Raw genomic sequence first — 12,014 nt, forward strand, 5'->3', positions numbered from 1 at the left:
GGCGGGCGTCGGCGGCGATGGGAGCCGGCTTTGCCGGCCGGGCCGGGACTGGCGGAGCGGGCTATCGACGTGCCGCAGGAAAAGCCGGCACGATGATGGGCGGCGGCGCGACCAATGGTAGCGGCGTCCGCGGCCGCCCGCCTTCAAACTCAGCCGCGATGCACTGACAGACCGGCGAACGACTGCGCGACCGGCATCAGCTCGATCGTGTTGATGTTGACGTGGGCTGGGCGCGTGGCGATCCAGTAGATGGAATCGGCGATGTCTTCGGCCGTCAGCGGTTGCACGTTTTCGTAGACCTTGGCGGCCTTGTCGTCGTCGCCGCGATAACGCACGTTCGAGAATTCGGTGCCGCCGCACAGACCCGGCTCGATGTCGGTCACGCGCAGCGCGGTGCCGGCGAGGTCGGCGCGCAGGTTCAGGCTGAACTGGCGCACGAACGCCTTGGTCGCGCCGTACACGTTGCCGCCCGCGTACGGCCAGCGGCCCGCCACCGAACCCAGATTGAAGATATGCCCGCGGTTGCGCTCGACCATGCCGGGCAACAGCGCATGCGTGACCTGTGCGAGGCCCGTGCAATTGGTCTCGATCATGGTGTTCCATTCATCGAGACTTGCCTTGTGAGCCGGCTCGGTGCCGAGCGCGAGGCCGGCGTTGTTGACGAGCACGTCGATCGCGGCGAAGTCCGCCGGCAGCGAGGCGGGCACGGCTTCGACGGCGGCGCGATCGCGCACGTCGAGCTCGTACGGCAGCAGCGCGTCGCCGAGCTCGTCGGCGAGTGCTTGCAGACGGTCCTTGCGGCGTGCAGTGGCGACGACACGATGGCCGCCCTTGATGAACGAGCGGGCGATGGCGGCGCCGAATCCGGCCGACGCTCCTGTGACAAACACGATCATGGCAGTTCCCTGGTCGGTAAGAGACAAAGGCCCAAAGCCTACTTCCAATGGCGCGCTGCGGCAAGGATGCACGAGCCGGATCGGCGGCTGCCGCGGCGGCGCGCAACGGGTGCGCGGCGCGACCGGCGCGCTTTCCTCAGATGGTTGCGCAGCGGGGCCGCCAAACCGTCCGGAGGCCCCGCCAGCGGCCGCCGGAGCACCCGCAAGTCGGTTGCCTATTCGGGCCTCTTCCAATACACTAACGCGCTCGACCCTGCGTGACTGGCGATAGAACCGAGTCGTCCGACTCAGCCGATTCAACCAATCGGGTTCAAGGTGGAACAACCCACCGTGAAGCGCAGGGTGCCGTTTTGCCGTTCGCCTGGGCAGCCGTGAACCGCGCGCATTAATCTGCGCTGACGGTGGCTGGCTCGCCTCGCGTGTGCGGCGACTCTCCACTCGCCACGTCAGGGCAAGCCTCGCCGCCCAAAGCGCTGCGTACTCCGCTGTGTACCCTCTACGCAGGATTCGGCGCACGATCCGGTCAACCTGAAAACACTCAACGGAACCCGTATGTTTGACAGAGCCCAAAGCACCATCGCCAACGTCGATCCTGAACTCTGGAAGGTCATCGAGCAGGAAAACCGCCGTCAGGAAGAGCACATCGAACTGATCGCGTCGGAAAACTACACGAGCCCGGCCGTGATGGCCGCGCAAGGCTCGCAACTCACGAACAAGTACGCCGAAGGGTATCCGGGCAAGCGCTATTACGGCGGCTGTGAATACGTCGACGTTGCCGAGCAGCTGGCGATCGACCGCGTGAAGCAGCTGTTCGGCGCCGAAGCCGCGAACGTGCAGCCGAACTCGGGCTCGCAGGCGAACCAGGGCGTGTTCTTCGCGATGCTCAAGCCGGGCGACACGATCATGGGCATGAGCCTCGCGCACGGCGGCCACCTCACGCACGGCTCGCCGGTCAACATGTCGGGCAAGTGGTTCAACGTGGTCAGCTACGGCTTGAACGAAGCCGAAGACATCGACTACGACGCCGCCGAGAAGCTCGCGCAAGAACACAAGCCGAAGCTGATCGTAGCGGGCGCGTCCGCGTTCGCGCTGCGCATCGATTTCGAACGCATGTCGAAGATCGCGAAGTCGGTCGGCGCGTACTTCATGGTCGACATGGCGCACTACGCCGGTCTCGTCGCCGCGGGCGTTTATCCGAACCCGGTGCCGCACGCCGATTTCGTCACCACCACCACGCACAAGAGCCTGCGCGGCCCGCGCGGCGGCGTGATCCTGATGAAGGCCGAGTTCGAGAAGCCGATCAACTCGGCGATTTTCCCGGGCATCCAGGGCGGTCCGTTGATGCACGTGATCGCCGCGAAGGCCGTCGCGTTCAAGGAAGCGCTTTCGCCGGAATTCAAGGCGTATCAGCAGCAGGTCGTCGAGAACGCGCGTGTGCTTGCTGAAACGCTGGTCAAGCGCGGTCTGCGCATCGTGTCGGGTCGCACCGAAAGCCACGTGATGCTGGTCGACCTGCGCGCGAAGAAGATCACCGGCAAGGCTGCGGAAGCGGCACTCGGCGCGGCACACATCACGGTCAACAAGAACGCGATCCCGAACGATCCGGAAAAGCCGTTCGTGACCTCGGGTATCCGCCTCGGTTCTCCGGCCATGACCACGCGCGGCTTCGGCGTGAAGGAAGCCGAGCAGGTCGGCAACCTGATCGCCGACGTGCTGGACAACCCGGAAGATGCCGCGACGATCGAGCGCGTGAAGGTTCAGGTCGCCGATCTGACCAAGCGCTTTCCGGTTTACGGCTAAACCATGCATTGCCCCTTCTGCCGCCATGCCGATACGCAAGTCGTCGACTCGCGCGTATCCGAAGACGGCGCGACGATCCGCCGGCGCCGCCGCTGCCCGGCCTGCGACAAGCGTTTCACGACGTATGAGCGGGTCGAGCTGGCGTTGCCGTCGGTCGTCAAGAAGGACGGCACGCGCACGGAATTCGATCGCCGCAAGATCGTCGCGAGCATGCAACTGGCGCTGCGCAAGCGCCCGGTTGCGGTGGACGCGATCGAAGCGGCTGTCGCCCGTATCGAGTATCAGCTGCTCGGCAGCGGCGAGCGCGAGGTGCGTAGCGAGCGCCTCGGCGAACTCGTGATGAACGAGTTGCGCGCGCTCGACACGATCGCTTACGTCCGTTTCGCTTCCGTGTACCGGCGCTTCGAAGACGTCTCCGAATTCGAGGACGTGATCGAGGAATTCCGCCGCGCCTCTTCCCCGCCCAAGCCTTCCCGCAAGCGCTGAGCGCACGCGTGTCGCAGCTGAACTGCGGTCATTCGCGTCCATCGCCTCGCGCATTTCGCGCTTTTTTTCACGCATCGCTTCTCCCGCCTCCGTGATCGATCGTCACGTGCATTGTTGCGCGCGCTAACGTCTGAATGCCACCTGGCCATTCGGACGATGGTCGGCGCGCTCGCAAATCGCTAGATTGGCTGCATCCGTTCGTAACGCTCAGGGATGCAGATGAAATTCAAGGGGATTTACCGGCCATCGCCCGCCGGTTTCACACTCGTCGAAACGCTGGCGGTGATAGCGCTCGTGATGCTGATGGCCGTGATGGCGGTGCCGTCGTTCGCCGCATGGCATATGCGCGATCAGGTCGACGCGCGCTCGAAGGCGCTGCTGTCCACGTTCGCCTACGCGCGCAGCGAGGCGCTGCGGCGCGGTGCGCGCATCACGGTGTGCCGCGTCGATGCAGCGCGCGTCTGTCTCGCGTCGGGCCAAGCCTGCGCCGGCGGCATCGCCGACTGGGCCTGCGGCTGGGCCGTATTCGCCGAACGTGGCGGCAAGCCGTCGTTGTTGCGCGCGCAGCCGGCGCTCGCGGCGGTGAGCATCACCGGCGTGCAGACGGATATGACGTTCACGCCGCCGGCTGGGCAACTGATCGGCGCGTTTCGAAGTTTTGATATCGCGCCGCGAAGCCCATCGAAATCGATGCAGGGGAACTCGTGGCGGCGCTGCATCAGTGTCGCGGCAGGAGGTCGCGCGCGGATCTCGGAGGGCGCGTGCGGAGCGACGTCATGAGACAGCCCGCATTCAACACCGGTTTGCGTGTGCACGCATCGACATGTAATGGCAGCTCGTTGATCGAGGTGATGCTGGCGGTCGCGTTGGTCGCGGTGAGCGCGCTGGGTTTGATCGCGGTTCAGGTGTGGACCGCACGCGAAGCGCGCGCGATGACGCTGCGCGAGAGCGCCGCGTGGATAGCCGACTCGATTGCCGAAGCGACGCGCACGCCTTCCACGGGCGATGTCGCGCTCAATCAATGGCGCACCTGGGCGAGCGTTCTGCTGCCGCACGGCGACGCATCGATTGGCGAGAGCGGCGCGGTCGCGGCGGCGCGCGTGACGTGGGCGTCCGTGCGGGACCGGCCCGCTTTGGGCGATGCGAGCGCCGAGCCGGCGGAGCCTTGCGGCGACGTCGATGCACCGGCTGGATCGTCGTGTGTCGCGTTGGCGTTCGCGAAATGAAGCGGCCGCATTGCCCACTCGGTCATACGCTAATCGAATTCCTGATCGCGATGGCGCTCGGGTTGCTCGTGATCGCGGGCGCCGTGTCCCTTTACACGGCGCAGCGCAACGCGTTCGTGCAGGCGAGCAACGCGACCCGAATCCGCGAAGCGGGCTTGACCGCGCTAATGCTGATCGGCCAGCAATTGCAGATGGCCGGCTTCGTCCCTGCCAATGTCATTGGCTACAACGCGGCGCCTGCGCTATTCGGCTGCTCGGGCGGTCGTCCGACCGGCGCCGACGACAGCCTCGCTTGCACCACCTTGAGCACCGGCTCGGATGGCGTCGCGATCCGTTACGTCGCAGACGTCGTATCGACATGGCCATCGTCGAGCGGTCAGGTCACCGACTGTGTCGGACAGGCCGTCAAAAGCAGCGACGCGGTCCTTGGCGATGAGGGCGCGCCGGTGGTGAATCGCTACTTCACCAACGTCAGCGGCTCGACCGGCGAGCCGGAGCTTTACTGCGTGGGCAGCGGCAACGCGGGGTCCGCGCAGCCGCTGATCGAAGGCGTCGAGCGCGTGCGGTTGCGCTACTGGCTGGACGGCGCGGCGGATGCGGTGAATGCGTCGGCCGTGGCGGCGGATCAATGGGCGAACGTCGTTGCGGTCGATGTCTGCGTGCTGGTGCGCGGCGCGCCGCAAGGACAGCGTTCGAAGTACATCGACTGCGATGGCGTGAGTACACTCGGTACCGACCTGCGGCCTCGACAGGTGTTTTCCCGCCGCGTTGCGCTGCGGAATCGCGCGGAGGTGTCGTCGTGATGGATCGCGGCACAGCAACGCAACGCGGCCGTGCGTACGACATATGCGGCGGGCCAGGCGGAAGAGCGAAACACTTAGGTAGGCGAAATTGTCAGGACGGTGCCCGACGGGCACATCAACGCGGCGTCGTGCTAGCCATCGTGCTGTTGATCTCGGCCATGATGCTCGCCACGTCCGCGATATGGTTCGAAACATCGCTCGCGGCCGCTCGCGCGGCGACCAATGTGCGCGACTATCTGCAGGCTTTCCACGCGGCGGATTCGGCGCTGAGCTGGTGCGAGCGCAACGTGCTATCGGCAAGTGGCGATGCGCCCGATGCACCGCTCACATCCGGCGAACCGACTCAATGGAGGCTTGAAACCGCGTTCGTCGCAGGCGCCATCACGCCCGTGGCGCAATGGCCGGGATCATCGCGCGCGCCGCAATGCCTGATCGAGCCTTGGCGTCTCGCGAGTCGACCCAACGCCAGCGCTTATCTGCTGACCGCGCGCGGCTTCGGGCGGAGCAGCGAGTCGCAGGTCTGGTTGCAGATGGAGGTCGTGACAGAAGATGGCGCGATCGAACGTCATTGGCGGCGCGTTGCAGCAAGACCATTCTGAGGAACGCACCGACTGGACACGTATGAAAAGGCCGAACACATCCGCATTCACGCTGCTCGAACTCGTGATCGCGCTCGCGATTGCCGCCACGCTCGCCGCGTTTGCGATCCCTTCGTATCGCAGCCACATTGCGCGCACGCATCGCATCGATGCGGCGTCGGCGTTATATCGGGCTGCGCAATTCGTCGAGGCCGCGGCGAGCGATGGCGTGCCGGCCTTGCCAGCGGGTATCGATCAGGCGCCGCAGTTCGGCGCCCCGGTGTATCGAGTGCGCGTGCTGCCCGCGGACGACACGAACGGCGGCTATTCGATCGAAGCGGCGCCCGCGGAAGCGGGCCCGATGCGCGACGACCCGTGCGGCACGTTCACGCTAGATGCGACGGGTCAGCGAGGCAATAGAAACGATGCGAGCGGCGCAACGCCCACGAGCAGCGAATGCTGGAATACCAGTTAGCGGGTGATTGAAGTCCGACACACGCAACCTTGCGAGCGGGAGGTCCGATAGATTGCTGCCACTCGCAGCGGCCACGACCTCAATAGCCGCTTCGCAACGAATCGTCCTGCGCAGCCGGCGACTGCGCCGTAGCGGAAGCCGCCGCGGCCGCCCGCGCCGCCGCCGACTCGTTCTTCATCTGTTGCCAGATCCGGAACGCTTCCCACGCGCCGAGCGCAAGGCTGCCCCACTTGAGCACGGGCTTCGCGCTCGCGACGACCCTCGCGCGCAGCGGTTTGGCGAGCAACAGCGAAGCGATCGAGCTGATGAACGGGTACTGCTTGAGCAACGCGCCGATCGTGCCCGCGTTGAGCACGCTCGCCTTTGGCCCTTTACCGACGCGCACGCCGCCAAAGCCGGGGATCACGAACCTGAGCCAGCTGAAATGCGTGACGGCCTGGCGCAGTTCGAAGGTGGCCTGTGCAAGCTCGACGCGCTCGACGTCCGCGCGCACGAGCAGCAATTCCTTGCGCAGCGCCCGCAGATGCGGCGCGCTCAGATCCTTCGACGGATGGCGCTTGTTACGAAAGGCGGTATCAGGACGGGAAGGGCTCATGGCGTGTCGGCGGCAGTGAGGGTGAGGCGATGGATCGGATGCAGACGAACTTTCCCATCAGTCGCGGCTGCGAAACGCTTCGCGATCCTTTTCGAACTCCGCGATGGTCGCTTCGAATACCATCGGCGCGTTGCGCAAACCGCTGCGCGCCTTCAGCGCACAGGCGAGCCCGGCAATCGCGTAGACCGCGGTGATGCCGGCAAGCGCCTGCCATCGGTAGGTGTCCCAGAAGGCAATGGCGACGAGTGCGGTCAACGCGATCAAGGCCATCGTGGCGAGCATCATCGCGGCAAGACCGAGAAACAGCACGCCGAGCAGGCGGTCTTTTTCCTCAGCGAGTTCGATGCCCACCAGTTCGAGCCGCGTCTGCAGGATCGCAAACACGGAACTGAGAATACGGCGCAACGGGCTGCGTTCTGCGCGCTGCGAGTGTGTTTCGGTCGTCATGGCTGTGGGCGTTGCGCGTGAGGGCCTGGCCGGCGCGCGCGCGCCAGCAGAAGGGGACCGGCGAGGCTCGCGCCGGTCCGCCCGTGTCGCCGGTGCGCCGGACCTGCCTGCTCCGGCGGCCTCACCGGCCTTTACTTGCGATTGATCAGCAGACCGACCACCACGCCGATGCCCGCGGCGATGCCGATCGACGCCCACGGATGCTCGTGCACGTAGTCGTCGGTGGCGCGGGCGGCTTTCTTGCCTTTTTCGACGACCACGACCTGAACGTCGGCTGCCTTTTCTTTCGCCTGCTTCAGGCGCGTCAGCGCGGTTTCGCGCAGTTCCGACGCGCGTTCGCCGGTAGCGCTCGCGGCCTGTTTCAGCAGGTCTTCAGCGTCCGCGAGGACGGTTTTGATATCCGACATCAATCTCTCCTTGTTGACTTCCGACATTGACAGCTCCCTTTGTCTCACGCTACGCGTAAATCGTAACCAAAGAAACGGTCGCTGGCGAGCATAGTGCCGGTTGCATACCGCCGCTGCACGATTCGTTCCCGCCAGCGCGTGGCGTCAAGACACCCGTTTGAGGGCACTCTGCTCCAGACCGGTATCTGGATTGAGTTGATCTGTCCCGCAAAGTTTCCGTCAAACGGGAGAAAATTACAAAAACACATAAAGTACTGACGCGATGTTGGTTCGCCATGTACCACCGCGGCCTTATGCTTTATCGTGACTGGCCGCCGCGGGCACACGCCCGCGACCTTATCCGGATACCTTCCGAAGACCTACAGGAGATGCACTATGAGTCTACGTCTTGGCGACATTGCGCCGGATTTCGAACAGGAGTCGAGCATTGGCCGCATCAGGTTTCACGAGTGGCTCGGCAATAGCTGGGGCGTGCTGTTCTCGCATCCGGCCGACTTCACGCCGGTCTGCACGACCGAGCTGGGCCTGACCGCGAAGCTCGCGGGCGAGTTCGAAAAGCGCAACGTGAAGACGATCGCGTTGTCGGTCGACAGCGCGGAGTCGCACAAGGAGTGGATCAAGGACATCAACGAGACGCAGGCCGCCAACGTCGGTTTTCCGATTCTCGCGGACGGCGATCGCAAGGTCTCCGGGCTGTACGACATGATTCACCCGAACGCGAACGAAACGTTCACGGTGCGCTCGCTGTTCGTCATCGATCCGAACCGGAAGGTGCGTCTGATCATCACGTACCCGGCGAGCACCGGCCGCAACTTCGACGAAGTGCTGCGCGTGATCGATTCGCTGCAACTGACCGACAGTCACTCGGTCGCGACGCCGGGCAACTGGAAGCAGGGCGATGACGTCGTGATCGTGCCGTCGCTGAAGGACGAGGAAGTCATCAAGCAGAAATTCCCGAAGGGCTACAAGGCGTTGCGTCCGTACCTGCGCCTGACGCCGCAGCCGAACCGGTAAGCGGCGCGGCATGAACCAAAAAGCCGGTTCGAAGGAACCGGCTTTTTTGCATTATCGATACACCAGCATCGGAATCAGAAGAACGCCTGAATACCGGTCTGCGCACGGCCGAGGATCAGTGCGTGAACGTCGTGGGTGCCTTCGTAGGTGTTGACGACCTCGAGGTTCACCAGATGACGCGCGACGCCGAACTCGTCCGAAATGCCGTTGCCGCCGAGCATGTCGCGCGCGAGGCGGGCGATGTCGAGCGCTTTGCCGCACGAATTGCGCTTCATGATCGAGGTGATTTCGACCGCGGCCGTGCCTTCGTCCTTCATGCGGCCGAGGCGCAATACGCCTTGCAGCCCGAGCGTGATTTCGGTCTGCATGTCGGCGAGCTTCTTCTGGATCAGCTGGTTCGCGGCGAGCGGCCGGCCAAATTGCTTGCGATCGAGCACGTACTGACGCGCGATGTGCCAGCACGCTTCGGCCGCGCCGAGCGCGCCCCAGGCGATGCCGTAGCGCGCCGAGTTCAGACACGTGAACGGACCGCGCAGGCCGCTGACACCCGGCATGATGTTCTCTTCCGGCACGAACGCTTCGTCGAGCACGATTTCGCCGGTGATCGACGCGCGCAGACCCACCTTGCCGTGGATCGCCGGTGCCGACAGACCCTTCCAGCCCTTCTCGAGAATGAAGCCGCGGATGTTGTCCTTGCCGTCTTCCTCGAGCTTCGCCCACACGACGAACACGTCGGCGATCGGCGAATTGGTGATCCACATCTTCGAGCCCGACAACGAGTAGCCGCCATCGACCTTCTTCGCGCGCGTGACCATGCCGCCCGGATCGGAGCCGTGGTTCGGCTCGGTCAGGCCGAAGCAGCCGATCCACTCGCCGCGCGCGAGCTTCGGCAGATATTTTTCCTTCTGCGCGTCCGAGCCGAATTCGTAGATCGGCACCATCACCAGTGACGACTGCACCGACATCATCGAGCGATAGCCGGAGTCGACGCGTTCCACTTCACGCGCGATCAGCCCGTACGCGACATAGTTCAGACCGGGGCCCCCGTACTGTTCGGGAATCGTCGGACCGAGCAGGCCAAGCTCGCCCATTTCGCGAAAGATCCCGATATCGGTCTTTTCGTGGCGGAACGCCTCCAGCACGCGTGGCAGCAGCTTGTCCTGCGAGTAAGCCGCAGCGGCATCGCGCACCATACGTTCGTCTTCGGTGAGCTGCTGATCCAGCAGCAACGGGTCTTCCCAGTGAAACTGCGCGGCTACGGCCATGACGTATCTCCTGATTTCTCGCTCAGAACCAGCTTGACTAGAGTTCCGCTTTGCGAAACAATGTTTTGCAAATGACGCCCGAGTGTATCACCCTATGACGCCGCCATCCGCTTTCTCCGCTTCGCTCGACGAACGCAAATTCGTCGTCGCCCTTGCTCGCGGGCTGGACTTGTTGCGCGCTTTCCGGCCAGGCGAGACGATGCTCGGCAATCGAGATTTCGTCGAACGCACGGGTCTGCCGAAGGCAACCGTGAACCGGCTCGCCTACACGCTGACCGTGCTCGGCTATCTGCGGCTGGACGAAAGACACGGCAAATATGCGCTCGACGCGGGCGTGCTGTCGCTCGGTTTCGCGCTGCTGTCGGGCACCGACATGCTCGAACTGGCACGCCCGCACCTGCGCAGCCTGGCGCGCGAGGTCGGCGCGGCGGTCTCGCTCGGGTGCCGGGACGGGCTCGACATGGTGTATCTGGAGACGATTCGCAGCGAAACCGCATTGACGCTCGGCCTGGCATCCGGCTCGAAACTGTCGATGCTGACGAGCTCGATGGGCCGCGCCTATCTCGCCGTGCAGCCGCCCGACGCGCGTACCGCGTTACTCGCGGAACTGAAAAAAGCGGCTGGCAGTGTGGGGGCGATGCTCGTCGCCGTAGCCGAACAGGAGATCGCCGCGTTCGCGACCGAGCGATGCTGCTACTCGTTTCGTGCGTGGCATGACGACGTGAACGCAGTCGCGGTGCCGTTTCGCGAGCCGCGCGAAAAGCGCTGGCTCGTGCTCAGCTGCAGCGGGCCGGCGTCGTCGATGGGGGAGGAAGTGTTTCGCGAGAATGTCGCGCCGCGCCTGAAGGCGCTCGCGGCGCGGCTGGGGGAGCCGGGCTGAGGTAATGCCGGCGCGCCCCGGCTGACCGGGCCCACACCGTGTCACGCCGCCCGGTCGTGATAATGCGCGTTGAATAATGGCCCTTGCACGAACCGCACGTCGTACTGCTGTAGCGCGGAGAATTGCGCCTCATCCATCACGCGATTGAAAATCAGCGGCACCCGCAGCCGGCCCGCGTAGCCGACGAGCGGCTTCACGGTCGCGTCGCGCAATGCGGCCGCCGCATCCATCTTGATGAAGTCGAGTCGCGCGGTTTCGGATACCGACAGGATCTGCCCCGCGTTCGACAGATTGCCCGCCACCTTGAACCCGTAGTGCTGATAGCTGCGCGTCAGATAGCCCAGGAACGTCTTGTGTGCGACCGCCGCCGCCGGCAACTCGATCACGATGCGCGCCGGACTCAAATTGAACGAGGTCAGCACGCTCGAAAAATGCCGGCCGTGGTCGTACTTCACGCTCTTCAACAGCCTCTCGTGCACCCGCAGAAACAGCAATCCATGCCGCTGCGGGCCGAAGAAGTTGATTGCGTGCAGCGCGCGCGACATGCGGTCTAGCGCGACCAGCCGTTGATCGTCGGCGATGTTGTCGAACGGATCGAACACCTCGAATGGCGGCGCGTCGAGCCGGTGCGTGACCGCCTGAAAGCCGAGTTCATCACCGAAGCGGTCGACCCCTTCCGCGCCGCATGACAGCGACTGCGCAAGCCCGTGCACGCTGATGTCGAAGATCGGCTCGTAGGCACTCGTGAGCTCGATGCCGTCGAAATGTGCGAGCGCGATGCCGGCGTGCCCGCCTTGTCCCATTGCCAGATGCTCGCCGAGAAACGGGTGATGAGCGGCGCGGGCGATCAGATCGGGGATGGTCGGCGAAATCATGAAGGCAAATGGAAGGCGACGATGAACGCGCACCGGGCGCGTGGCAGCGCGACACGATGGCCGCATTCATTGATGGTAGCAGTACGCGCCCTGCGCAGATTAACAAAATGCTCATATCGTTATTGGCCTCACGCTTATCGGCCGGGGCTGAGCGCGGAATGACGAGGTTCGCGGGCGTGTTTCCAAGGGTATACGTTAGTTTCACTATTCGTAATTAGTTTTACTATTCGTAAAAGGCGATTTTAGCCAGCCTGAGGGGACGACCCA

The 12,014-nt window shown here is 64.4% G+C and carries 15 protein-coding genes and 1 riboswitch; of the genes, 9 read left to right on the forward strand and 6 right to left on the reverse strand.

Annotation, left to right across the window (positions count from 1 at the left end):
• Nucleotides 1-149 precede the first annotated feature (149 nt).
• Entirely contained in the window at nucleotides 150-896 is a 747-nt protein-coding gene (gene ydfG, locus OKW29_RS38310) for a bifunctional NADP-dependent 3-hydroxy acid dehydrogenase/3-hydroxypropionate dehydrogenase YdfG (RefSeq protein ID WP_429294541.1), read from the reverse strand.
• 247 nt (nucleotides 897-1,143) lie between these two features.
• A riboswitch (ZMP/ZTP riboswitch) is annotated at nucleotides 1,144-1,270 on the forward strand.
• 178 nt (nucleotides 1,271-1,448) lie between these two features.
• Here ydfG and glyA point away from each other — a divergent pair.
• The 7 genes from glyA to OKW29_RS38345 all read left to right on the forward strand — a co-directional run bounded on the left by glyA (nucleotide 1,449) and on the right by OKW29_RS38345 (nucleotide 6,264).
• Complete coding sequence (gene glyA, locus OKW29_RS38315; protein WP_090803175.1) at nucleotides 1,449-2,696, forward strand: serine hydroxymethyltransferase; 1,248 nt, start codon at nucleotides 1,449-1,451, stop codon at nucleotides 2,694-2,696.
• Between the two features lie 3 nt (nucleotides 2,697-2,699).
• The gene (gene nrdR, locus OKW29_RS38320; RefSeq protein WP_008919734.1) at nucleotides 2,700-3,182 is read left to right on the forward strand and encodes a transcriptional regulator NrdR; all 483 of its coding nucleotides are present in this window, start codon (nucleotides 2,700-2,702) and stop codon (nucleotides 3,180-3,182) included.
• Nucleotides 3,183-3,395: 213 nt separating this feature from the next.
• Nucleotides 3,396-3,962 carry a GspH/FimT family pseudopilin gene (locus tag OKW29_RS38325; protein WP_429294542.1) on the forward strand — a complete coding sequence of 189 codons (567 nt, stop codon included), beginning with the start codon at nucleotides 3,396-3,398 and terminating at the stop codon, nucleotides 3,960-3,962.
• On the forward strand, nucleotides 3,959-4,408 hold the full coding sequence (locus OKW29_RS38330) for a type IV pilus modification PilV family protein (RefSeq protein ID WP_429294543.1): 450 nt from the start codon (nucleotides 3,959-3,961) through the stop codon (nucleotides 4,406-4,408). The genes OKW29_RS38325 and OKW29_RS38330 overlap by 4 nt, the downstream gene beginning before the upstream one ends.
• On the forward strand, nucleotides 4,405-5,211 hold the full coding sequence (locus OKW29_RS38335; RefSeq protein WP_429294544.1) for a PilW family protein: 807 nt from the start codon (nucleotides 4,405-4,407) through the stop codon (nucleotides 5,209-5,211). Before OKW29_RS38330 ends, OKW29_RS38335 begins: the two co-directional genes overlap by 4 nt.
• Before the next feature lie 128 nt (nucleotides 5,212-5,339).
• Complete coding sequence (locus OKW29_RS38340; protein ID WP_429294545.1) at nucleotides 5,340-5,810, forward strand: pilus assembly PilX family protein; 471 nt, start codon at nucleotides 5,340-5,342, stop codon at nucleotides 5,808-5,810.
• A gap of 22 nt (nucleotides 5,811-5,832) precedes the next feature.
• Nucleotides 5,833-6,264, forward strand: coding sequence for a type IV pilin protein (locus OKW29_RS38345; protein ID WP_184034346.1), 432 nt, complete (start codon nucleotides 5,833-5,835; stop codon nucleotides 6,262-6,264).
• A gap of 79 nt (nucleotides 6,265-6,343) precedes the next feature.
• Here OKW29_RS38345 and OKW29_RS38350 read toward each other — a convergent pair whose 3' ends face one another.
• The 3 genes from OKW29_RS38350 to OKW29_RS38360 all read right to left on the reverse strand — a co-directional run bounded on the left by OKW29_RS38350 (nucleotide 6,344) and on the right by OKW29_RS38360 (nucleotide 7,740).
• Nucleotides 6,344-6,859 (reverse strand): DUF3318 domain-containing protein, encoded by a 516-nt coding sequence (locus tag OKW29_RS38350; protein WP_184067397.1) that lies wholly within the window; start codon nucleotides 6,857-6,859, stop codon nucleotides 6,344-6,346.
• Between the two features lie 57 nt (nucleotides 6,860-6,916).
• Nucleotides 6,917-7,306 (reverse strand): phage holin family protein, encoded by a 390-nt coding sequence (locus OKW29_RS38355; RefSeq protein ID WP_018419515.1) that lies wholly within the window; start codon nucleotides 7,304-7,306, stop codon nucleotides 6,917-6,919.
• Between the two features lie 131 nt (nucleotides 7,307-7,437).
• Nucleotides 7,438-7,740 (reverse strand): DUF883 family protein, encoded by a 303-nt coding sequence (locus OKW29_RS38360; protein WP_026225611.1) that lies wholly within the window; start codon nucleotides 7,738-7,740, stop codon nucleotides 7,438-7,440.
• Nucleotides 7,741-8,088: 348 nt separating this feature from the next.
• Between OKW29_RS38360 and OKW29_RS38365 the strand changes: the two genes are divergently transcribed.
• Nucleotides 8,089-8,727, forward strand: coding sequence for a peroxiredoxin (locus OKW29_RS38365; RefSeq protein ID WP_184055435.1), 639 nt, complete (start codon nucleotides 8,089-8,091; stop codon nucleotides 8,725-8,727).
• A 74-nt stretch (nucleotides 8,728-8,801) separates the two neighbouring features.
• Here the strand turns inward: OKW29_RS38365 and OKW29_RS38370 are convergent, their stop codons facing one another.
• Complete coding sequence (locus OKW29_RS38370; protein WP_184055437.1) at nucleotides 8,802-9,992, reverse strand: acyl-CoA dehydrogenase; 1,191 nt, start codon at nucleotides 9,990-9,992, stop codon at nucleotides 8,802-8,804.
• 94 nt (nucleotides 9,993-10,086) lie between these two features.
• Between OKW29_RS38370 and OKW29_RS38375 the strand changes: the two genes are divergently transcribed.
• On the forward strand, nucleotides 10,087-10,872 hold the full coding sequence (locus OKW29_RS38375) for an IclR family transcriptional regulator (protein ID WP_429294546.1): 786 nt from the start codon (nucleotides 10,087-10,089) through the stop codon (nucleotides 10,870-10,872).
• Between the two features lie 41 nt (nucleotides 10,873-10,913).
• On the opposite strand, the gene OKW29_RS38380 is transcribed toward OKW29_RS38375, so the two are convergent.
• Nucleotides 10,914-11,747 carry an EAL domain-containing protein gene (locus tag OKW29_RS38380; RefSeq protein ID WP_429294547.1) on the reverse strand — a complete coding sequence of 278 codons (834 nt, stop codon included), beginning with the start codon at nucleotides 11,745-11,747 and terminating at the stop codon, nucleotides 10,914-10,916.
• Nucleotides 11,748-12,014 lie beyond the last annotated feature (267 nt).

The sequence above is a fragment of the Paraburkholderia sp. CI3 genome (genome assembly GCF_050436505.1).
Taxonomy (GTDB): Bacteria; Pseudomonadota; Gammaproteobacteria; order Burkholderiales; family Burkholderiaceae; genus Paraburkholderia; species Paraburkholderia tuberum.

Bases quoted from the DNA above. Each gene is read 5' to 3' on its own strand.
- ydfG (WP_429294541.1), bottom strand. From the start codon at position 896: ATGATCGTGTTTGTCACAGGAGCGTCGGCCGGATTCGGCGCCGCCATC.
- glyA (WP_090803175.1), top strand. From the start codon at position 1,449: ATGTTTGACAGAGCCCAAAGCACCATCGCCAACGTCGATCCTGAACTC.
- nrdR (WP_008919734.1), top strand. From the start codon at position 2,700: ATGCATTGCCCCTTCTGCCGCCATGCCGATACGCAAGTCGTCGACTCG.
- OKW29_RS38325 (WP_429294542.1), top strand. From the start codon at position 3,396: ATGCAGATGAAATTCAAGGGGATTTACCGGCCATCGCCCGCCGGTTTC.
- OKW29_RS38330 (WP_429294543.1), top strand. From the start codon at position 3,959: ATGAGACAGCCCGCATTCAACACCGGTTTGCGTGTGCACGCATCGACA.
- OKW29_RS38335 (WP_429294544.1), top strand. From the start codon at position 4,405: ATGAAGCGGCCGCATTGCCCACTCGGTCATACGCTAATCGAATTCCTG.
- OKW29_RS38345 (WP_184034346.1), top strand. From the start codon at position 5,833: ATGAAAAGGCCGAACACATCCGCATTCACGCTGCTCGAACTCGTGATC.
- OKW29_RS38350 (WP_184067397.1), bottom strand. From the start codon at position 6,859: ATGAGCCCTTCCCGTCCTGATACCGCCTTTCGTAACAAGCGCCATCCG.
- OKW29_RS38355 (WP_018419515.1), bottom strand. From the start codon at position 7,306: ATGACGACCGAAACACACTCGCAGCGCGCAGAACGCAGCCCGTTGCGC.
- OKW29_RS38360 (WP_026225611.1), bottom strand. From the start codon at position 7,740: ATGTCGGAAGTCAACAAGGAGAGATTGATGTCGGATATCAAAACCGTC.
- OKW29_RS38365 (WP_184055435.1), top strand. From the start codon at position 8,089: ATGAGTCTACGTCTTGGCGACATTGCGCCGGATTTCGAACAGGAGTCG.
- OKW29_RS38370 (WP_184055437.1), bottom strand. From the start codon at position 9,992: ATGGCCGTAGCCGCGCAGTTTCACTGGGAAGACCCGTTGCTGCTGGAT.
- OKW29_RS38375 (WP_429294546.1), top strand. From the start codon at position 10,087: ATGACGCCGCCATCCGCTTTCTCCGCTTCGCTCGACGAACGCAAATTC.
- OKW29_RS38380 (WP_429294547.1), bottom strand. From the start codon at position 11,747: ATGATTTCGCCGACCATCCCCGATCTGATCGCCCGCGCCGCTCATCAC.